Origin of the sequence: Pseudomonas sp. dw_612 (assembly GCF_018449725.1) — a bacterium.
Classification (GTDB): Bacteria; Pseudomonadota; Gammaproteobacteria; order Pseudomonadales; family Pseudomonadaceae; genus Aquipseudomonas.
Genome location: NZ_JAAVVC010000006.1, coordinates 338,741 through 359,649 on the forward strand (window position 1 = coordinate 338,741; position 20,909 = coordinate 359,649).

General features: G+C 59.5%; 19 protein-coding genes. 16 read left to right on the plus strand and 3 right to left on the minus strand.

Annotation, left to right across the window (positions count from 1 at the left end; translation table 11 throughout):
* The first annotated feature begins 122 nt into the window (after nucleotides 1–122).
* The 6 genes from HB680_RS12835 (at nucleotide 123) to HB680_RS12860 (ending at nucleotide 4,753) form a co-directional block, all read left to right on the plus strand.
* Nucleotides 123–1,247, plus strand: a complete 1,125-nt coding sequence (locus HB680_RS12835) for an FAD-dependent oxidoreductase (protein WP_213938987.1) — start codon at nucleotides 123–125, stop codon at nucleotides 1,245–1,247.
* Nucleotides 1,237–1,569 carry a (2Fe-2S)-binding protein gene (locus HB680_RS12840; RefSeq protein WP_213938988.1) on the plus strand — a complete coding sequence of 111 codons (333 nt, stop codon included), beginning with the start codon at nucleotides 1,237–1,239 and terminating at the stop codon, nucleotides 1,567–1,569. The genes HB680_RS12835 and HB680_RS12840 overlap by 11 nt, the downstream gene beginning before the upstream one ends.
* Entirely contained in the window at nucleotides 1,562–2,962 is a 1,401-nt protein-coding gene (locus HB680_RS12845) for an FAD/NAD(P)-binding oxidoreductase (RefSeq protein WP_213938989.1), read from the plus strand. Before HB680_RS12840 ends, HB680_RS12845 begins: the two co-directional genes overlap by 8 nt.
* Nucleotides 2,959–3,312 (plus strand): RidA family protein, encoded by a 354-nt coding sequence (locus HB680_RS12850; RefSeq protein ID WP_054046155.1) that lies wholly within the window; start codon nucleotides 2,959–2,961, stop codon nucleotides 3,310–3,312. Before HB680_RS12845 ends, HB680_RS12850 begins: the two co-directional genes overlap by 4 nt.
* 157 nt (nucleotides 3,313–3,469) lie before the next feature.
* On the plus strand, nucleotides 3,470–4,252 hold the full coding sequence (locus HB680_RS12855; protein ID WP_213938990.1) for an ABC transporter substrate-binding protein: 783 nt from the start codon (nucleotides 3,470–3,472) through the stop codon (nucleotides 4,250–4,252).
* 66 nt (nucleotides 4,253–4,318) lie between these two features.
* Complete coding sequence (locus HB680_RS12860) at nucleotides 4,319–4,753, plus strand: heme-binding protein (protein ID WP_213938991.1); 435 nt, start codon at nucleotides 4,319–4,321, stop codon at nucleotides 4,751–4,753.
* A 98-nt stretch (nucleotides 4,754–4,851) separates the two neighbouring features.
* Here the strand turns inward: HB680_RS12860 and HB680_RS12865 are convergent, their stop codons facing one another.
* Nucleotides 4,852–5,766 (minus strand): LysR family transcriptional regulator, encoded by a 915-nt coding sequence (locus HB680_RS12865; protein ID WP_054046082.1) that lies wholly within the window; start codon nucleotides 5,764–5,766, stop codon nucleotides 4,852–4,854.
* 270 nt (nucleotides 5,767–6,036) lie between these two features.
* On the opposite strand from HB680_RS12865, the gene HB680_RS12870 reads away from it, so the two are divergent.
* From HB680_RS12870 to pgm, 4 genes are all read left to right on the plus strand, one after another.
* On the plus strand, nucleotides 6,037–7,059 hold the full coding sequence (locus HB680_RS12870) for a zinc-dependent alcohol dehydrogenase family protein (protein WP_213938992.1): 1,023 nt from the start codon (nucleotides 6,037–6,039) through the stop codon (nucleotides 7,057–7,059).
* A 569-nt stretch (nucleotides 7,060–7,628) separates the two neighbouring features.
* Entirely contained in the window at nucleotides 7,629–9,083 is a 1,455-nt protein-coding gene (locus HB680_RS12875; protein WP_213938993.1) for a hypothetical protein, read from the plus strand.
* A gap of 67 nt (nucleotides 9,084–9,150) precedes the next feature.
* Complete coding sequence (locus HB680_RS12880) at nucleotides 9,151–10,551, plus strand: PLP-dependent aminotransferase family protein (RefSeq protein WP_213938994.1); 1,401 nt, start codon at nucleotides 9,151–9,153, stop codon at nucleotides 10,549–10,551.
* A 110-nt stretch (nucleotides 10,552–10,661) separates the two neighbouring features.
* A complete protein-coding gene (gene pgm / locus HB680_RS12885; protein ID WP_213938995.1) occupies nucleotides 10,662–12,308 on the plus strand; it encodes a phosphoglucomutase (alpha-D-glucose-1,6-bisphosphate-dependent) in 1,647 nt (548 codons plus the stop codon).
* An 84-nt stretch (nucleotides 12,309–12,392) separates the two neighbouring features.
* Here the strand turns inward: pgm and HB680_RS12890 are convergent, their stop codons facing one another.
* Nucleotides 12,393–13,088: a pirin family protein gene (locus HB680_RS12890; protein ID WP_213938996.1), complete on the minus strand. Its 696-nt coding sequence runs from the start codon at nucleotides 13,086–13,088 to the stop codon at nucleotides 12,393–12,395.
* Between the two features lie 280 nt (nucleotides 13,089–13,368).
* Between HB680_RS12890 and HB680_RS12895 the strand changes: the two genes are divergently transcribed.
* The gene (locus HB680_RS12895) at nucleotides 13,369–15,843 is read left to right on the plus strand and encodes a UvrD-helicase domain-containing protein (protein ID WP_213938997.1); all 2,475 of its coding nucleotides are present in this window, start codon (nucleotides 13,369–13,371) and stop codon (nucleotides 15,841–15,843) included.
* A 184-nt stretch (nucleotides 15,844–16,027) separates the two neighbouring features.
* Here HB680_RS12895 and HB680_RS12900 read toward each other — a convergent pair whose 3' ends face one another.
* On the minus strand, nucleotides 16,028–16,303 hold the full coding sequence (locus HB680_RS12900; RefSeq protein ID WP_027923219.1) for a DUF1652 domain-containing protein: 276 nt from the start codon (nucleotides 16,301–16,303) through the stop codon (nucleotides 16,028–16,030).
* A 265-nt stretch (nucleotides 16,304–16,568) separates the two neighbouring features.
* On the opposite strand from HB680_RS12900, the gene HB680_RS12905 reads away from it, so the two are divergent.
* The 5 genes from HB680_RS12905 (at nucleotide 16,569) to HB680_RS12925 (ending at nucleotide 20,887) form a co-directional block, all read left to right on the plus strand.
* Entirely contained in the window at nucleotides 16,569–17,384 is an 816-nt protein-coding gene (locus HB680_RS12905) for a helix-turn-helix domain-containing protein (RefSeq protein ID WP_213938998.1), read from the plus strand.
* Nucleotides 17,385–17,435: 51 nt separating this feature from the next.
* Nucleotides 17,436–18,842 carry an FAD-dependent oxidoreductase gene (locus HB680_RS12910; RefSeq protein ID WP_213938999.1) on the plus strand — a complete coding sequence of 469 codons (1,407 nt, stop codon included), beginning with the start codon at nucleotides 17,436–17,438 and terminating at the stop codon, nucleotides 18,840–18,842.
* Between the two features lie 18 nt (nucleotides 18,843–18,860).
* Nucleotides 18,861–19,202 (plus strand): cupin domain-containing protein, encoded by a 342-nt coding sequence (locus tag HB680_RS12915; protein WP_213939000.1) that lies wholly within the window; start codon nucleotides 18,861–18,863, stop codon nucleotides 19,200–19,202.
* Between the two features lie 47 nt (nucleotides 19,203–19,249).
* Nucleotides 19,250–20,335 carry a polyamine ABC transporter substrate-binding protein gene (locus HB680_RS12920; protein WP_213939001.1) on the plus strand — a complete coding sequence of 362 codons (1,086 nt, stop codon included), beginning with the start codon at nucleotides 19,250–19,252 and terminating at the stop codon, nucleotides 20,333–20,335.
* A 93-nt stretch (nucleotides 20,336–20,428) separates the two neighbouring features.
* On the plus strand, nucleotides 20,429–20,887 hold the full coding sequence (locus tag HB680_RS12925) for a transposase (RefSeq protein WP_213939002.1): 459 nt from the start codon (nucleotides 20,429–20,431) through the stop codon (nucleotides 20,885–20,887).
* The last annotated feature ends 22 nt before the right edge of the window (nucleotides 20,888–20,909 follow it).

The following is a 20,909-nucleotide window of genomic DNA, read 5'->3' on the forward strand; positions in this document are numbered from 1 at the left end:
CCAAAATAAAGCATTTTTCAAGCGCTTGTCTGCTGTTTAGCATCGTCCCTATCAAGATTATCCAGGCGTAATGCCTGCGTCTGGGCTTATTCCCTGGCGTTGAAAGGGCGACAGTGAAGCTCATGCAAAAAACTGATGTCATGATCGTCGGCGGTGGCTTGGTCGGGTTGTCCATTGCTTATGGGCTGGCCTTGATGGGGCGCCAGGTCAGCGTACTGGATGAAGGCGACGATGCCTTGCGCGCGGCCCGTGGCAACTTCGGTCTGCTGTGGGTGCAGGGCAAGGGATACGGGATGAGTCCTTATGCGCAATGGACGCGTGAAGCGGTGGCGCTGTGGCCACGCTTGGCGGCCTCGTTGCAGGCCGATACCGGCATCGACCTTCATCTGCGTCAGCCGGGCGGTTTCCAGCTGTGTTTGAGTGACGAGGAAATGGCCGAGGAAAGCCGTCGGCTGCTCTGGCTGCGCGATGCCATGCAGGGCGATTATCCCTTCGAGTTGCTGGATGGCGAACAACTGAAGGCTCGTCTGCCGGGCGTGGGGCCGACGGTCGTGGGTGCCTGCTATTCGCCCATGGACGGGCACGTCAATCCGCTCAAGCTGCTGCGTTCGCTGTACGCCGCCTGCCGAGCGCGTGGGGTCAGGATCATCAATGGTCATCGGGTCAGCGCCATCGGCCAACGAGCCTCGGGCTTCGAGCTGGAAGCCGGTGAACAACGCTGGTATGCCGGGCGGGTGATATTGGCCGCCGGGCTCGGCAATCGTGAGCTGGGCGCGCAGTTGGGGATCGACGTGCCCGTGAGTCCCAACCGTGGGCAGATCCTGGTCACCGAGCGCCTCAAACCTTTTCTGCATTACCCCACCACCTACATACGCCAGACCGACGAAGGCACGGTGCAGTTGGGCGACTCCCATGAGTCCGCCGGGTTCGATGACGGCACCGGCAGCGCAGTGATGGCGACGATCGCCGCGCGCGCGGTGCGCTGTTTCCCCCGGTTGGGGCAAGTGCGTCTGGTCCGGGCCTGGGGCGCGCTGCGGGTGATGAGCGCCGATGGCTATCCCATTTATGAAGCCTCCCAGGCGTGTCCGGGGGCTGTAGTCGTCAGTTGCCACAGCGGCGTGACCCTGGCGGCGATCCATGCCTTGCGCCTGGCGCCGTGGATTGACGGCGAGTTCGACGATCCGGCGGTGGCGGCGTTCGGCCTTGGGCGCTTTCACCACAAAAGCGAGGTGCGCCATGTCGGTTGATTCGTTGTTTCGGGCGCTGGGCCCTGCGCAAAACACCGTGCAGATCGAATTCGAAGGCGCGCCGCTGTCAGTGCCGGCCGGCGTGTCACTGGCCGCGGCATTGCTCGGCAGCGGCGTCACTCATACCCGTGAAAGCGCGGTCAATGGCCGACTCGGCGCGCCCTTTTGCATGATGGGGGTGTGCTTCGAATGCCTGGTTGAGGTCGATGGGCAAGCCAACTGCCAGGCCTGTTTGCTGCCGGTTCGAGCGGGCATGCGAGTGCAGCGTCAGCGTGGCGCTCGCGATGTGCTGGGGGGAGATGAGGAGGTGACTGATGAATGAACAAACGGTCGATCTCATCGTGATCGGCGCCGGTCCGGCCGGCATGAGTGCCGCCCTTGAGGCTACGCAACGCGGGCTTTCGGTGGTGGTGCTGGATGAGCAGGGCAGCCCGGGCGGGCAGATCTATCGCAACATCCAGCAGGCCGACGCGCGCAGCCGCCAGCTATTGGGGCGCGACTATGACGCGGGCGCGCCATTGGTTGCGAAGTTTCTGCAATGCGCCGCCCGATACCTGCCCAATGCGGCGATCTGGCAGGTGACACCGCAGCGTCAGGTGCATTTCCTGATCGAGGGGCGGGCGCAAATCCTCCAGGGGCGGCATGTGTTGATCGCCACCGGGGCGTTCGAGCGCCCCATGCCGATTCCGGGCTGGACTTTGCCGGGCGTGATGACCGCCGGTGCCGGACAGATCCTGCTGAAAAATGCCGCACTGGTGCCGCAAGGCCCCGTGGTACTGGCGGGTTGCGGACCGTTGCTCTACTTGCTGGCGGTGCAATACCTGCGCGCCGGGGTTGCAATTGAAGCGCTGGTGGACACCAGTGGCCGCAACGATATGTTGCGCGCCTGGCGCAACATCCCAAGTGCCTTGCGTGGCTGGCGCGATTTGCTCAAGGGCCTGCAACTACTGGCCGAACTGAAGCGCGCCGGTGTCAGGCATTTTAGTGATGCGCGGGATTTGCGTATCGAAGGGCAGGCGCACGCCAGCGCCTTGAGCTTCGTCAGTCACGGTCGGGACAGGACCATTCGCGCTTCGTTGATCCTGCTGCATCAAGGCGTCGTACCCAACACACAGATCAGTTGGTCGTTGCGCCTGCAACACGACTGGAGCGAACAGCAATTGTGCTGGATCGCGCACCGTAGCAGCGAAGGTGAAACCAGCCTGCCGGGCATTTACATCGCCGGTGATGGCGGTGCAATCGGCGGGGCGCAGGTGGCGCGGCTCGAAGGCCGTCTGGTCGGGCTGGCGATTGCCGCCCGCTCGGGAAAACTCGATGCGCAACAGGCGCAACGATTCGCCGCGCCTTATCGCAAGGCGTTGCGTCGCCAGCTTGCCGCGCGGCCACTGATTGATGCGTTGTACCGCCCGCAGCAGCAAAACCGCATACCCGCCGACGAGGTGATTGTCTGTCGCTGCGAAGAAGTCAGCGCCGCTTCGATTCGCCAGTACGTCGAGCTGGGGTGCCTGGGGCCCAATCAGGCCAAGGCGTTCGGTCGCTGTGGCATGGGGCCTTGCCAGGGGCGCCAGTGTGGCTTGAGCGTCACTGAAATCATTGCCGCGCAACGCCAGGTGCCTGCCACAGAAGTCGGCTACTACCGCATTCGATCACCGCTCAAACCCATCACCCTTGCCCAACTATCAACCGAGACACCTTTGATCCAGGAGCCTGTATGAGCCTTATCCAACGCATCGAAAGCAACCCACGCCTGAGCCGCAGCGTCGTGCACAACGGCGTCGCCTGGCTGAGCGGCATCGTCGCCGCCGATTGCAGCCAGGACATCCGTGGCCAGACGCGCCAGGTGCTGCAACGGGTCGACGAATTGCTGGAAATCTCCGGCAGTGACAAGAGCCGGCTGCTCAGTGTGCAGATCTGGATGAAAGACATGAGTGCAGATTTCGCCGGCATGAATGAAACCTGGAGTGCCTGGGTCGATGCCGCGCAAACGCCGGCACGCGCCACCGCCCAGGTGATGTTCGATGACCCGCAGATCCTGTTGGAGTTGATTGTCACCGCCGCCGTCTGAGTTTTGCCCGACCCCGTTGCGCCGGTTCCACGCGGCGCAACAACGGAGCAGGGGCCATCAGAGCCGCCATCTCCGCCTGTTCACATTTCCGCTGCCATAACGGACGCCTTCCTTTGGGGAGCGCCCGACAGAAACAACATCGCATCTGGAGCCATGTATGAACGTAAAAAATACGCTATTGAAGGCTGGTCTCATCTCACTGCTGGCATTGGCCGGCCACCTGCACGCGGCGGAGCAGCCGCTGCGCCTGGGGATCGAAGCGGCTTATCCGCCGTTCGCCTCGAAGACCCCCGATAACCAGATTGTCGGTTTCGACTACGACATCGGCCAGGCCTTGTGCGCGCAAATGAAAGTCCAGTGCGAGTGGAAGGAACAAGAGTTCGATGGCCTGATTCCCGCGCTCAAAGTGAAGAAAGTCGACGCGGTCATTTCTTCGATGTCAATGACCCCGGAGCGCCTCAAGTCGGTCGATTTCAGCAATCGCTACTACCGCATTCCGGCGCGGCTGGTGTTCAAGAAAGGCAGTGGCATTGTCGACATTCCGGCGCAGCTCAAGGGCAAACGCATTGGCGTTCAGCGCGCGACCAACTTCGATCGTTACGTCACCGAAAAATTCGCCCCGGCGGGTGCCGAAGTGGTGCGCTACGGCTCGCAGAACGAAATCTTCCTCGACCTGTTGGGCGGGCGCCTCGACGCAACCATGGCCAGTTCGGTGGTGATTGATGAAAGCCTGTTGAAGCGCCCGGAAGGGCAGGATTACGAATTCGTCGGCCCGAATTTCACTGAAGAGCTATTCTTCGGCACGGGCATCGGCATTGCCGTGCGCAAGAACGATCCGCTGGCAGGCCGTTTCAACCAGGCCCTGGCGGCGATTCGGGCTGATGGCACGTACGACAAAATTCGCCAGAAGTACTTCGACTTCGACATTTACGGCGATTAAGCCGCGTGTGTTCTATCGGCACGCTTGCTTGAGCCGGCGTGCCGTTCTTTTTGATCAGGAGGTGGGATGCAAACCAAGGCTTTTCTCAGTGAACAAGAGGTTTCACACCTGCTGTCTACGGCAAAACAGTCGGCACAGGCGCGCAACTGGGGCGTGGCGATTGCAGTCGTCGACGACGGCGGGCATCCGCTGGGGCTGCTGCGTCTGGACGGTGCGGCGCCGATCGCCGGCTACATCGCCACCGAAAAGGCCCGCACCGCAGCGCTGGGTCGTCGCGACAGCAAGTTTTACGAAGACATGATCAACGGCGGGCGACAGGCCTTCCTCAGCGCACCCAACCTGCAAGGCATGCTCGAAGGCGGGGTTGCCATCTGGCACGAAGGCCACTGCATTGGCGCTGTCGGTGTGTCCGGCGTCAAGGCGGAGCAGGATGCCGAGGTGGCGCGGTTGGCGGTTGAGGATTTGCTGCGTGCTGGTGGCAACGGCGTTACTGCGCCTTAGGTCTTTGCGCTGGTTTTCCAGTTAAACCAGCGTTGACGGTGTGTTTTCTTTGGCCGCTGAAGCGCCTTGGTCCAGTTAATAGCCGAGTGGAATCAAGCTCAGAGGCTGTCCGGATCGCCAAAAAACATCTGAATCCTCGACCGCAACCAACGCTCGCCCGGGTCATTGTCCTGCGACCCACGCCATGCCATGTGCAGTTCAAAGGTACGCACCGGCAACGGTGGATCTTCTGCCCGCACACCACCTGCGGCTGTCAACGCCTCAGCCGTGTAATCAGGCACGGTGGCGACAATATCCGTCCCGCTGATGAGCGTACTCAGCCCGTTGAACTGCGGCACTGCGAGCACGACATGGCGTTTGCGCCCGAGTTTTTCGAGTTCTTCATCTATAAAGCCGCTCAGGTCGCCGGCGAACGACACCAGCGCATGGGGCCGCGCGCAGAAGTCGTCCAGGCTCAGCGGCCCGGGCACGGTGTCGGCCCGCAGCAGCTTCGGCATGCTGCGACGCAACACTTTGCGCTTGGCGTTGGCGGGCAGGTCGGCGGTGTAGCTGACACCGATGGAAATCTCCCCCGACGCGAGCAGGCTTGGCATCAGGATGTAGTTGGCCCGGCGAACTACCAGCACGATACCCGGTGATTCGGCGCGCAGGCGTTTGAGCAGCATGGGCAGCAAAGCGAATTCGACGTCGTCTGATAAGCCGATCCGAAACACCGCAGTGCTGGTGGCTGGATCGAATTCCGCTGCACGGCTGACCGCCGTGGAAATCGAGTCCAGCGCCGGAGAGAGCAGGGCGAAGATCTCCACGGCCCGGGCGGACGGTTCCATGCTGCGGCCGGTGCGCACGAACAGCGGGTCATCGAACAGCCCGCGCAGGCGCGAGAGTGCCGCACTGATAGCGGGTTGTCCAAGGAACAATTTCTCCGCAGCACGGGTCACACTGCGCTCATGCATCAGTGTTTCGAAAACGATCAACAGGTTCAGGTCGACACGACGCAGGTCATTACGATTCATCTGGAGTCCTGGCAGAGTCAGCAAACTTGACGTGAGCGGCCATATGAGAACAATGGCCGGCATGAATCTTACGGGCAAAGGCTGCTACTCTGCACCGTGTAATTCACTTTTTACTTAAATGGCTGCTTCGGTTTTTTACGGCATCTGATGATGTCGCCGGCGCTGCGGAATCAATGACAGGCATGTCGACTATTAATAGCCACTGATGGTCTTGGGTAGAAAGCCCAGATAGAGTTCGTGGCATTAGAGGTTACTTTGACGAGGTTTGCGATGTCCCGCACGATCCGTTTTCACAAGTTTGGTCCAGCCGAGGTGCTCAAATGCGAAGAGCATGCGGCCGCTCTGCCTGCACCAGGTGAAGTGCAGGTGCGCGTCGAAGCAATCGGCATCAGCTGGTACGACATTCTCTGGCGCCAGAACCTGGCTTCCTCCCACGCTCGTCTGCCTTCAGGCCTTGGCCATGAAATGTCGGGTGTCGTGACGGCACTGGGCGATGGGGTCGATGACCTGGCGGTGGGTGACAAGGTCGCCAGCTTCCCGGCCGAGAGCCCTAACGATTATCCGGTCTACGGCGAGCAGATTGTTCTGCCGCGTTCGGCACTGACTCGCTATCCCGATGTGCTGAGCCCGATCGAAGCCAGCGTGCACTATACGCCGTTGCTGATCGCCTACTTTGCCTACGTCGATCTGGCACGGGTCAAACCCGGGCAGTTTGCCTTGGTGACCGACGCAAGCCATTGCGCAGGACCCTCTTTCGTACAACTGGGCAAAGCCCTGGGTGTGCGAGTGATCGCGGCGACCAAAACCGCGGAAGAGCGTGAAAACCTGCTGTCCCTCGGTGCCGAGAAAGTCATCGTGACCGAGGAACAGGATCTGCTGATGCAGATCAACAAGATTACCGACAACCGTGGCGTCGATGTGGTGTTCGATGGTCTCGGCGGGCCGCAGATGTCGCTGCTCGGCGACGTGCTGGCGCCTCGCGGCAGCCTGGTGCTCTATGGCCTGCAAGGTGGTAACCAGACGCCATTCCCGGCGTGTGCAGCGTTCCAGAAGAACATTCAGTTCTTCGTGCACTGTATCGGCAACTTCACCGGCAAGCCGGAACTGGGCATCATTCAGGATCAGGTGGCGTTGCAACGAGCGTTGCGCGACATTAACCAGTTGACCGCCGATCGCGTGCTGTTGCCGCTCAAGACTCGGGTCTTCCCGTTTGCCGAGTTTGTCGAAGCTCACCGCTACATGGACGAATGCCCATGCCGCGAACGGGTCGCCCTTCAGGTCGAACCGGCGTAAACCTTCTGCAAGAGTCCGTGCCTCACGGACTCTTTTGCTTTCCCCCTCAATGCCCTCCGTGATCTCCACGCCGGGGGCATTGTCGTTTCTGTCTGCCAGGTTTCAGCAACTGAACCGGTTTTTGCTTTCGATCTGTATCTTCTAATCATCATATAAGCCCTGATAATTGAATGATTACTTTCATCTCAAGGAATGAGTCATGAGTGGGCGTTCGGCTGATATTAATCAGCGCATGTTTGCGACAGACAACGGGCAAATGTCACAACGTTTAATGACTAAAGACATATCAGTATCTTCTTTCTCTATTTGTTGTACTCATTGTCTGTGGGACGCTGTCGGAAGTTTCCTAGGAAGTCGTGAAAAAACTCAGAGGCCTTGCCCTGGCTGGCTTTGCGAGGAGGTGGCTGTCGCCTCGACATAGGCAGAGTGCAACCATTTCAAATAATTACCCAAAACTTAAGTGCTAGCATTTCATGACAGGATCCAGCACTTCATCACCGTGAATCGGTCGCGCAGTGTCTATCACTGTTTGCGTGACATTGAACTTCCGAATACCAGGTAAAACACTGATGACCACAATCCACGATCAGGCAATGAATTATGTTTACCAGCAAGTACTGCAAAGGCTGCTGAGTTTTTTCTCTCGCGCCGAGCGCACGGCCTTGCAGCTTATGATCCAGCGCCTGGTGGTGTCGGCCGGCGGCATGGAGCGAATCGGCGACTTCAAGGTGATGTCGATTCAGTCCGGCACGCTGGACAGTTGCTACACCCTGGCGTTGCTGCGCGCTGCCCAATTGAGCATCGCCAGCCGCGCCCCTGCGACCTTTCAGCTGCGTGTGGCGACCTTGCGCCTGAGCGGCAGCGGGTCCACGGCGCTGGAGAATATCCATCGCAGCAACGCGGCACTGTTCCTCTACGACGATCCTCGGGTCGAACTGTTGATGGTGGATAACCGCGAAGTGCTGCCCTTCAATCATTTGGCGCCGATCTCCGAGGCCGGGCGCGAGTCGAGTCGGCTCAACCTGTTGATGGTCGGCCATCGCCGGGCCTGGGAAGGGCCGCTCGACCTATGGGATGACGGCTACCTGACAACGGGCGAGTTCTACGGGCAAATTGCCCGGTGGGACAATGGGGTCGATGCGTTGATCAGCAGCGAAACACCGCGTCAGCAGAAGCAGTTTCTCGATGGATTGAGGCGCGCAGCACAAAAGGCGAGCCTCGCGACCTCCACTTACAACGTCGCCGGGTTCGATGGATTGTTCGCCATGCTCGATGAACTGGGCAGCGACTACTACCGCGAGTTCTATGCCGGCCATGAGCAGGCCATGTGGCGTCCGCTTGGCGGATTCGAAGCCTGTCGCCGCACGACCAACATCGATATTCACGACATGGTGGTCGGTAAACTGGAAGAGCGCTGGCCGCTGCTCACCGAATTCCTGGGTATTCAGATCGACGAGATGGCGGCACACCTGAGCGATTGCGAATACGTCAGCCCTGCGATTGCGGCCCACCTGCGAGGGTTACACGCGCTTGTTGTGTCGGGCCAAAGTTACGAAACGGGGATCGCCGAATACTTGCAGCGAGCCTTGGTGATGATGCGTCGCAAGTTGGTGCCGGAGCGTTTTTGCGAATTGGCACTGGAGTCCTTCGGCAACCCGGCCGCCTTGGCCGAACGGCGTTTGCTGGCAGCGGACGAGGCGTTGAAATCCCTGGGGCTGACCGAGGCCCAACTGATCTGCCTGATCTTTGCACCCTTTGTCGATGGCGGCGCGGGGCTGGAGCGCTTCCTGCGCAGTTGCCATCCCGGCATGCTGGTGGCGATGCCGGATCTGCACAAAGCAATGCAGGGGTATCAGGTGTCGGAACAGGTCGTGCAGTGGATGGTCGATGTCAGCGGGTTGCCGGTCAGCCTGATTGGCACGCTGTATCGCATGAGGACGGTGACGGCGGAGGAAGGCATTTGCGCCGAAGATCCGCAGAGCGATGACACTGACGTGATTGGCGAATTGTCAGCGGGGCTTTGAAGGTGCAGGGGCTGCTGCGATCCACCACCGCTCAAGCACACGTTTGCACCGTGCCCGGCCATTACCGATGAAAGGGCCCAGGGAAACTGACTTTGCTTACCAGGCGGTGTATCGGTATTTGACGCACCTCATCAACGAACCGGGCTGCGGCGTGCCGATTCGCCTGCCTTCGTTGAGGCAGTTGGCGCTGCGCCTGAACGTGTCGATCTCGACGATCCAATACGCCTATTCGCTACTGGAGAAGGAAGGGCGGGTCTACTCGGTGGCCAAGTCCGGTTATTACTCTCAGCCGATTGCCGCCATGGGGCCGTTGACCAGCGGCCATGATTTGCTTGAAACCGTCTATTTCAACGCGCGGCGTCCCGAGATGCTGGTGTTGAGCGCCGACGAACCGGCTCTATTGCAGCCGTTGGACAGCCCGTTGCTGATGCTGGAGCGCGAGCTGCTGCGCCAGTATCCGCGCCAGCCTCAATCGGCCTCGCAACCCTGCGGCGAGCTGGAACTGCGCACGGCCCTGGCGGCGCGCTACACCACATCGCCAGCGCGTTGCTGGCATGCCGATGAGGTTTACATCGGTGCCGATCTGCGCGGGGTGCTGGAAATACTGATCACCATCCTGTGCCTCAAGGACGCCGCGGTGGTGGTTGAGTCGCCGTGCGATTGGGTCATTCTGCGTTTGCTCCAGGCAGCGGATGTGCGGGTGATCGAGTTGCCCTTGCAAGCCTGCGGCGCGCTGGATCTGGAACAACTCAAGGACGTGCTGGAAACCCAGCCGGTGCGGCTGGTGATGCTTTCGTCGGGGCTGAGCATGCCGCGAGGCAGCCAGGTGCCGCAGGATAACCGGCAGTCGATCGCGCAGCTGTTGGCCCGGCATGAATGCTGGGTACTGGAGAACGACTGTTATGGAGAGCTTGGTTTCGAGCTTGACGGGCCGAGGTTTCGCGACCTTCTGGACCCTGACCGGCTGATCGTGTTTTCGACCTTCGAGAAAATCATCGGGCCGGAAGCGCCATATGGCTATCTGCTCTCCCGACAACTGGGGGAAGAACTGCAGCGACACTTCTTGCTGCGTGCGTTTCGCCTGTCGCCGATCCGCCAGAAAGCCATTGCGCGCCTGTATGGCAACGGACGTATTGACCAGCATTTGCAGGTGTTGCGACGCTTGCTCAAGGATCGTCAGGTGCAAATGATCCAGATGCTGCATGAACGACTGGGGGACGCCTTGCTGCCGGTCGAGCCCCAGGGCGGCGCAACGATCTGGGCGCGTTCGTTGCGTCAGGTCGATGTGCGTCGGGTGTTTCAGCGCTTGCTCAAGCAGCAGGTGGTGATTGCACCGGGGGAGCTGTTCAGTCTGCAGGGGCTGCATCGGCAACACCTGCGCCTGAGCCACACATTCAGTGGCGATCATGACCTCGGCGCTGCAATAGGGTTGCTGGGGGATGCGTTGCGTCTGGAGGCGGTGGATTGAGGTGCGTTAAAAAAGGTCGCCGACGGCGCGGATCGTTACCATCGCGCTGCGGTCAAACTGCCAGTAAACTGCGTCCCTATTCCTGAACCACTCTTTTTCAGAGGTTTTGCATGACACTCAGTCCTTTTGCGGGCAAACCGGCACCGGCAGAATTGTTGGTCGATATCCCGCGACTGGTTACGGCCTATTACACCGGCCAGCCTGATGCCGCCATCTCGACCCAGCGCGTTGCCTTTGGCACGTCCGGTCACCGAGGCAGCTCGTTCGACTTGAGTTTCAACGAATGGCACGTTCTGGCGATCAGCCAGGCCATCTGCCTGTACCGTGAAGCCCAGGGCATCGACGGCCCGCTGTTTGTCGGCATCGATACCCACGCGCTGTCGACCCCGGCCGGTGCCAGCGCCCTTGAAGTCCTGGCGGCCAACGGCGTGACCGTGATGATCGCCGAAGGCGACGAATACACGCCGACCCCGGCCATTTCCCATGCGATTCTTTGCTACAACCGTGGTCGCACCTCGGGCCTGGCGGACGGTATCGTCATTACGCCGTCCCACAACCCGCCACAAAGCGGCGGCTACAAATACAACCCTACCAACGGCGGCCCGGCCGACACCCACATCACCAAGTGGATCGAAGCCAAGGCCAACGAAATCCTCGGCAACAAGCTGGCCGGCGTCAAACGCATCAGCTACGAACAGGCCCTGAAGGCTAGCACTACCCATCGACATGACTACCTCAACACCTATGTCGCCGACCTGATCAACGTGATCGACTTCGACGCCATTCGCGACGCCAAGCTGCATCTGGGTGTCGATCCGCTGGGCGGAGCAGGGGTGCGCTACTGGTCGGCGATTGCCGAGCATTACCGTCTGGACCTGGAAGTGGTCAACACCCAGGTCGATCCGACTTTCCGTTTCATGACCGTCGATTGGGACGGGCAGATCCGCATGGACCCATCGTCCACCCACGCCATGCAAGGCCTGATCGGTCTGAAAGATCGTTTCGACGTAGCTTTCGGTTGCGACCCGGATCACGACCGTCATGGCATTGTGACCCCGTCCGGTGGCCTGTTGGCGCCGAACAACTACCTCGCGGTATCCATCGACTACCTGTTCCAGAATCGCCCGCAATGGCGTGCCGATGCCGCCGTGGGTAAAACCGTGGTCAGCAGCGGCCTGATCGATCGGGTGGCTAAGCGTTTGGGTCGTCGCCTGTACGAAGTGCCGGTTGGCTTCAAGTGGTTTGCCGATGGCCTGTTCGATGGCTCCCTGGGCTTCGGCGGCGAAGAGAGCGCAGGTGCCTCGTTCCTGCGCAAGGACGGTGGTGTCTGGAGCACTGACAAGGACGGTTTGATCCCGGCGTTGTTGGCGGCAGAAATGACCGCTCGCACAGGGCGCGACCCAAGCCAGGCTTATCGCGCACTGACCGATGAACTGGGCGAACCGTTCTCCGTTCGAGTTGATGCCAAGGCCAACCCCGAGCAGAAAGCGTTGCTGAGCAAGTTGTCCCCGGACCAGGTCACCTCGACTCAATTGGCCGGGGAAGCGATCCAAAGCATTCTCAGCCATGCGCCGGGTAATGATCAGGCCATTGGCGGCTTGAAGGTCATGACCGAAAACGGCTGGTTTGCGGCGCGTCCGTCGGGCACCGAGGACATTTACAAGATTTATGCGGAAAGTTTTATCAGCGATGAGCACCTCAAACAGTTGGTAGCTGAGGCTCAGACCCTGGTGGATGGCGCTATTTCCGCGAAGTGATTGAGGCGGCAGCAGGAACACCGAAATTCTCAAATCAAACAAAAAAAGGGCGACCACAAGGTCGCCCATTTTTTTGCCCGGTATTTAAGCCAGATCCACCAACACGATTTCACTGTCTTCAATCGCTGTCACACGCAACACCTGCTCATCGGCGATCGCCACACCGTCTCGAGCTTGTGCACGCAAGCCATTGACTTCAATCACACCTGTTGCCGGAACCAGGTACGCACGACGCCCATCGTCCAGACGATATTCCGCCGATTCCCCGGCCTTTAGGTTCGCCGCCACCAGCCGCGCATCCGCGCGAATCCGCAGGCTTTGATCGTCACCCGTCTTGCCGCTGGCCAGGGTCACGAAACCTTCGCGCTGGCCTTTCGGGAAAGGCTTTGCGCCCCACGACGGAGCCGAGCCGGCCTCGTTGGGGATGATCCAGATCTGGAAGATCCGGGTCTCGGTGGATTCCAAGTTGTATTCGCTGTGGGCGATCCCGGTGCCGGCGCTCATGACCTGAACGTCACCCGCTTCAGTGCGACCCTTGTTGCCCAGGTTGTCCTGGTGAGTAATGGCACCTTCGCGGACGTAAGTGATGATTTCCATGTCTCGATGCGGATGCTGGGGGAAGCCGGTGCCGGGAGCGATCACGTCATCGTTCCAGACCCTCAGGTTGCCCCAGTTCATGCGTTTCGGGTCGTGGTACTCGGCGAACGAAAAATGGTGATGGGCATCCAACCAGCCATGATGGGCGCCGCCCAAGGTGTTGAAAGGTCTGAGTTCAAGCATGATCGTCTCCTGAAAAGGTTCGTCATGGGGCGGTGCGCCTGAGCCACGAAACAAGAACCGGTGGTTGATGGCGAGCATCATCTATCAGGGGATGATCGATAAAAAGCGTAAAAAGTGCTTCAAAACAATCGAATAGGTTGATGTTAAATAACCTCGAAACAGTCTCATCCAGCCTTCACTTCATCGCATAAGCCAATGACCTGTAAGCATTTCACTAGAACTCAACAGCAAATACAGACACCATAGCCCTCAACAGCCTCACACCCTGGAGTCCGTCCGCGTGCCGCAACACACCCCCGATCTTCCTCCCGAACTTCGTCCCCTGGCCGAGATGCCGCTACTCAAGCGTCTGGCCGCCCGGTTTTTCGGGCATGGCCTGACCCGACTGCGCGCACAACACCGAGCATCCTGGCTGCACGGTCAAGCGGACGGCTTTCGCAGCGGTCACAGCGCCGGGGTGGATTATGGGTTCAAGGAAGGCAAGCTCGAAGGGCTGGAAGAAGGCCGACAAGTGCTGCTGATCCGCGATTCGCGCTCTACCGAGCACAGGCCGCCGAACGTCGATGACAACCTGTTCGATGATTGGCGGCTGCCGTTGAGTGCCGAGATCAAGAAACGCATGAAGGCTGACGTCGCGCGATGGTTGCCGCCACACGCACAGCCCAGTGTCGCGCAGTGGAAGATGATCTTCAGCGATACGCCCTCGACCTCGGTGATCGCCGGGGCGGGCGCGGGCAAGTCGACGACCTTGGTCCTGCGCATTCTGCTGCTGACGCACTACCTCGGGTTCGAGCTCAGTTCGATGACCGTGGTGACGTTCACCCGCGAGTCGCGCAAAGACTTCATTAATAAGCTGATCGAACTGTTTGGCGTGTGGGGTCGGGCGCTCAGCCTCAAGGACGCGCGGGACCTGGTGCGCACCTTTCACTCGCGAATTCTGCCGATGGTCCGCAGCTTGCCGGGGTTCGAGCGTCTGCAAGCTTTCGAAAACCTCAGCAGTCGCCCGCTCAGCGGCGACGAGGACGTCGACAGCAATCCATTCGACTTGCGCATCAACGACGCTCAGCGCCAGCAGCTCAACGCCTGCTATCACGGTTTGTTTACCACCAGCGAGCGCTTCCGCGAGCTGATCCAGCCGTTGTCGCGCCACGCCTTGCAGCTCAAGGAGCTGGAGCGCGATCACCCGGATGTGCAGAAGCGCATGGCCGTGACCGAACTTGCCGCCAAGCGCGATGAAGAACTCTGCGACACGATAGAAGACCTGTGGTTTCGCGCGGGCGCCTGGCCGATCAAGGGCATCGAGCCCAACCGGCAGACGTTCGATATCAACGGCTCGACCTTTCATTGCCATGGCTATATTCCAACCCTGGACGCTTGGGTCGTGCTGGGCTTCGATCCTCGGGAAAACCCGCAGGTCAGCCGCCCGAACGCCAAGCTCAGCGTGCGGGCCGAATGGGCCGTGAAGCGCACCCTGTTTCAAGCTTTCTGTCGTAAGCCTTTGATATGGATCGATAGTTATGATTCATCGAAGCGTGTTTTGGCCTCGTTGGCCGGAGATGCCAGCGCCGGTCCGGGCTTCGATTACAAGGTTAAGGGCGAACTCGGTTCGGCGCCGTTGCTGGACTGTTTCGTGGCTGCCGCCGGGTTTATCGAGAACCTGGGATTGGACGTTCCGGACGCCGTGGGCCGGATGAGCTTCGCCAAGGACGATCCGGACCGGTTTTTCTTCGAGGCCCTGAGCCTGTTCTGGCGCGCGCTGGAGGATCACTTGCTCGATCAAAAGCCGCCGGTGATGACCTATAACCGGATGTTTGCCTTGTTCAGCGAACACTCGCCAGAGAACCTCAAACTGTTGAGCGATGAGCTGCTCCGGCCGCTATCGCACCTGATGATCGACGAATTTCAGGACGTATCGCCGCAGATTGTCTCGTGGATCCGCGCCAGCCTGGCCGAAATCCGCAGTCGTGGCCCGGCGATGCATGTCGGGCGCGGGGCGCAACGTTCGTCGCTGCTCTGTGTCGGTGATGATTGGCAGTCGATCTATGGCTGGCGCGGCAGTTCGCCGACGTATTTCATGGAATTCAACAAGGAGTTCCCGTCGCCGAGCACGACTCGGGTCATGCTCAGCGACAATTACCGCAGCCACCAGCACATCATTGATGCCGCCGAGCATATCGTGAAGGCCGCGCCGGCGATCCCGGGCAAGAAGGCCAAGGCCAGCGGCGAACCCAAGTTGTTGCAACCGGTGAACGTACTGGATCGCGATGACCAGGGCATGGCGCAGCGGTTGATGGAACACTACAAACGCGGCGATTCAATCTTGATGCTTTATCGAAAAAGTAGCGATAAGTCATTGATAGAAGAACATATTAAGTCTGTAGTTAATGTGGATTCTAGCTTGCCGTACGAAGCCCGACGGTTGAAGCAACTGACCTATCACAGCGCCAAGGGGCTTCAGGCGGATGCGGTGTTCTTGCTGGGTGATTGCCAGCATCTGACCAGTTCTCCTTATAAAAACCAGGTGTATAGCATGGCGGGACTCGGCAAGGCTGGCGACAGCGAGGCTTATGACACCGCGCAGAAGGACGAGATTCTGCGGCTGGCCTATGTCGGTATCACCCGGGCGGTGAGTCATTGTTATTGGTACGTCGATGGCCAGGACGGTCAGGCGGTCAATATGCCCAAGGCCTCGGACAAGGTCGGCAAGGGCAAGGCGTTCTTTGCGGATCATCGGCAAACCACAAAATCCGCATAAACACGCTGGCCCCTGTGGGAGCGAGCTTGCTCGCGATAGCGGACTTCCAGCTGATATTCATGTCGACTGACACACCCCCATCGCGAGCAAGCTCGCTCCCACAGGGGGTTGTATTAAATCAGCAAAAAATGAGCGCCACAAAAAAGCCCACATCATGTGGGCTCTTTACTGTCAGTAAACAACGTCAGGCATAACTCCTGAGCGCCACCGGCGGGATAAACGCTTCCAGCTCATCCTCCACCGCTTCGATTATTCGTTCTACATCCGCTGCATTCATCACGGTCGCGCACGGAATGCCGGCAATGGCGATCATGGTTTCGCCGCTGGCACGGTCAAAAAGACGGGCAATCATGCTGCCCGGCGCGTCCATGCTCGCCTCGAAACCCATGGGATGAAAATGCCAGCGCATCAGCTGGCAGGCGTTTGGAAAGGTGACTTTACTGAATGACCCTTTGTTCATGTGTTGCCCACCTTAGTCATCGAGCGCTTCCTTTAGCTCATGTGAGGGGGGGTAGAACCTTCAATGGTTCAACCGGTGAATGCATTTAAAAGTAGCATCCAGATGTGAAAACCATGTGGATTTTTTCAGTCCGTTTGGCGATTGGTTCAATTTTTTTTGATATGGGTCACGCCTCGGGGCAATCATCGCCAAAAGGCCATCATAGTTCGGCCATTGAAGCCGAGTCGTAAGTTGGGCAAGCTCCGTTTATTTCACCGAGCCCTTTATGCACATCGATGATGACGGTCCGCTGCAAACCCAGGCCACGGGCGAGACGGTCATGTGCTACCACTTGTGCTGGAAACACCGGGACCTGGACGGCGTCATGGCGCTGTATCACCCGGACATCCAGTACAGCGACTTTTTTCAGAATCGCGTGATGGGCCTGGACGAACTGCGCGAGTACGTGCGCGACAGCATGCCGCGCAACCCCGGTGAAGCGCTGGAACATTCGGATCGCATTCGGCTGGACGGCAATACCGCGTTCATCCAATACCAGATGACCCTGCGCGGCACCGACGGGTTGGTGTCGTTCCGTTCCAGCGAAGCGATTACCGTGCGTGACGGATTGATCTGGCGAGTCAACGAATACGCGTCGCTGGTGCGCGAGCAGCCTACGGGCAAATCCAGCAGCAACCTGCGCCCGGCGGTCAGTCGGCTCGGTTTGTCGCCGCGCCAACTGAGTTTCATGGCCGAAGACCTGCAGCAATATTTTCAACGCCAGCAACCGTATCTGGACCCCGAGCTCGATTTGCAGCGCGTGGCGAAGGAGTGCGGTTACAGCCGCAATCAGATTTCCTACCTGTTGAATCAGGTGCTTGGACAAAGCTTCTACCGCTACGTCAACCAGGCGCGCTTGCAGCATTTGCTCGCCGCGCTGGACTCCGCCACGCCACCGCTGCGCATTGATGAGCTGGCGTTTGCCGCCGGTTTCAACTCACTGTCCGCGTTCTACAGTTGTTTCCGTCAGCACACCGGCCAGTCGCCCAAGGCCTACGTCAAACAAATTTCTTTGCGTGCACGCGCGCAAGACAGTCTCTGAGGTCGCGCATTAGGATCGACGCCATCGATGTTTTGAGTGGCGGAGTGGTGTATGTCGGCGTGGCGCGGTATCAGTTTGTGGATGGATCAACTCGACGAGCCGTTACTGGCGCGTCCGGCCCTGGAGCAGGATCTGGACGTCGACGTGGCCATCATTGGTGCAGGCTACACCGGGCTCTGGACGGCTTATTACCTCAAACGTCTGGCGCCGGGCCTTGAGATTGCCATCGTCGAAGCGCAAACCGCCGGTTTTGGCGCCTCGGGGCGCAATGGCGGCTGGTTGATGGGCAATCTGCTGGGCGAGGACCGCTTGCTCGCCGGTCTTGCGCCGGAACAGCGCCGCGCTTCGTTTGATCTGTTGCACAGCATTCCCGATGAAGTCGAGATCGTCCTCGAACGCGAAGACATCGACTGCGATTACCGCAAGGGTGGCGTGCTGTATTGCGCGGCCCGTTATCCAGAACAGGAAGCCAGTCTGCGCAGCTATCTGGACAAGCTCTACCGCCAAGGCCTGACCGAAAACGATTACCGCTGGCTCAGTCCCGAGCAATTGGCGCAACAGATCAGAGTGGCCAAGCCTTATGGCGGTATCTATGCACCGCACGTGGCGACCATTCACCCGGCAAAGTTGGTGCGCGGTCTGGCCAGAGTGGTGGAGCGGATGGGCGTCAAACTCTACGAGAAGAGTCCGGTCACCCAGTGGCAGGCCGGCAGTCTGCGCACGGCCAAGGCTCAGGTGCGCAGTCGCTGGATTGTGCCCGCGGTAGAAGGCTATGCCGTCACGTTGCCGCCCCTGGGTCGTTATCAGTTGCCGGTGCAGAGCCTGATTGTGGCCACCGAGCCCTTGTCCACCGCGACTTGGGACGAAATAGGCTTGAGCCGCGGCCAGGCCTTCGGCGAGAGCAGTCGCCAGGTCACCTACGGCCAGCGCACCGCCGACAACCGTCTGGTGTTCGGTGCGCGGGGCGGTTACCAGTTTGCCGGTAAATTGCGCCATGACTTCAACCTGAGCACCAGCGAAGTCGAGCTGCGCCGTTATCTGTTCGGCGAGCTATTCCCGCAACTGAAGAACGTACGCATCACCCACGCCTGGGGCGGCAACCTGGGTATGTCCCGGCGTTTCAAACCGCACATGCTCTGCGATCGGGCCAGTGGCATCGCCTTGTCCGGCGGATATGGCGGGGAGGGTGTCGGGGCCAGCAACCTGGGCGGGCGAACCCTGGCCGATCTGATTCTGGAGCGCGACACCGAGCTGGTGCGCCAGCCGTGGGTTCTCCCGAGCAACGGCTTCGACGCGCTCAAAGCCTGGGAGCCGGAACCCTGCCGCTGGCTTGGTTACAACGCGATCATTCGCAGCTTCGTCCACGAAGACCAGACCCTCGCCAACCCGGCCACCGCGCCCTGGCGGCGCAAACTGGCCAGTGGTGTGGCGGGGTTCATGGAAGGTTTCATGCACTAAACATTGATAGGTATGCCAATGAGCATCACGCAATTCAAAAACACCGCCACCCTGAAACTGGACGAATCCAACCCCGTCGCTGTGCCACTGGGAACGCCCGTGGCAGTGGCCTCGACCACCAGCGTTGAGCGCGACGACGGCGTCGAAACCGGCGTCTGGGAGTGCACCCCCGGTCGCTGGCGTCGGCAGATCGTGGCCCAGGAGTTCTGTCACTTCATCCAGGGGCGCTGCACCTTTACCCCTGACGGCGGTGAAACCCTGCACATAGAAGCCGGCGATGCATTGATGTTGCCAGCCAACAGTCTCGGTATCTGGGATATCCAGGAAACCGTGCGCAAGACCTACGTTTTGATTTTTTGATCCTTTGATTGCCTGCCAATAAAAATAGCCCCTACAGGAATCGACTCATGATCCGAAAGACACTGACTCTGGCGCCCCTTGCACTGGTCGCGACCCTCGGCCACGCGGCCGAAACGGTCAAGATCTACAACTGGTCGGACTACATCGCCCCGGACACGACCAAGAATTTCCAGACAGAAACCGGCATCGGCTTCACCTACGACGTTTACGACAGCAACGAAACCCTCGACGGCAAGTTGATGACCGGCAAATCCGGTTACGACGTGGTGTTTCCGTCCAACCACTTCATGGCGCGGCAGATTGAAGGCGGGGCGCTGAAGAAACTCGACAAGAGTCAGTTGCCGAACTGGAAGAACCTCAACCCGGTGCTGCTCAAAGCCTTGCAGACCAACGATCCGGGCAACGAACACGGCTTTCCGTACCTGTGGGGCAGCACCGGCATCGGCTACAACATTGCCAAGGTCAAAGCCGTATTGGGCGACAACGCGCCGGTGGATTCCTGGGACCTGATCTTCAAACCGGAAAATATGCAGAAGCTGCAAAAGTGCGGCGTGGCCATCCTCGACAACGGCCCGGAGCTGCTGCCCGCCGCACTGAACTACCTGGGCCTGCCGCACCACAGCAAAAATCCGGAAGACTATAAAAAGGCCGAAGCGCTGTTGCTGAAAGTCCGCCCGTATGTCAGCTATTTCCACTCGTCCAAGTACACCAGCGACCTGGCCAACGGCGATATCTGCGTGGCGGTCGGCTTCTCCGGCGACATCCTGCAAGCGGAAAACCGCGCCAAGGAAGCCAAGAATGGCGTCGATATCGGCTACTCGATTCCCAAGGAGGGCGCCGCGATCTGGTTCGACATGGTCGCCATGCCCGTCGACGCCCCGGACACCAAGGCCGGCTACGCCTTCATGAACTACCTGCTGCGCCCGGACGTGATGGCCGGCATCAGCAACTACGTGCACTACGCCAATGGCAACGAACAGGCCGATAGCCTGATCGACCCGACGATCAAGAACGACACCAAGGTCTATCCAAGCCCGGAAATGATGGGGAAATTGTTCGCCCTGGAAGCGATGCCGTTGAACATTGACCGGGTTCGGACGCGGGTGTGGAACAAGATTCGGACGGGGAGTTGAGCGCTCATATTTGGTAGCGATTGGCGGTTATCGAGTCGCATGGCGACGTTGTAGAGTTCTGGCTTTCTTTTCAATGGACAAGGAGGCAATGGAATGCCTGCCTGTACGAATGCTGGTCGTCTGCGAATTGGTCGTTTTTCCGAGTCTGGACGTATTTACCTGATAACGGCGGTCGTTCACCAGCGACAGCCGTTTTTTGCTGATTGGCGCCTGGGGCGATTGGTCGTGAAGCAGCTGCGCGAAGTGGAGGAAGAGGGGTGGGCGGATTTTTTGACCTGGGTTGTGATGCCGGATCATATGCACTGCCTTTTGCAGTTGAGGGATAGAACATTGGCCAACGTGGTGTGTCGCATCAAGTCTCGTAGCAGTTTGGCCGTTAATCAGGCGTTGGGACGGCGAGGGCGGTTATGGCAGAAGGGCTATCACGACCGAGCCGTTCGCAAGGAGGACGATGTGAAGGATATTGCGCGATACGTAGTTCGCAACCCCATACGCGCGGGATTGGTTGCGCGAGTTCATGACTACCCGCTATGGGATGCGTGTTGGCTCTGATGTATCGCGGCGCCAGATTTTA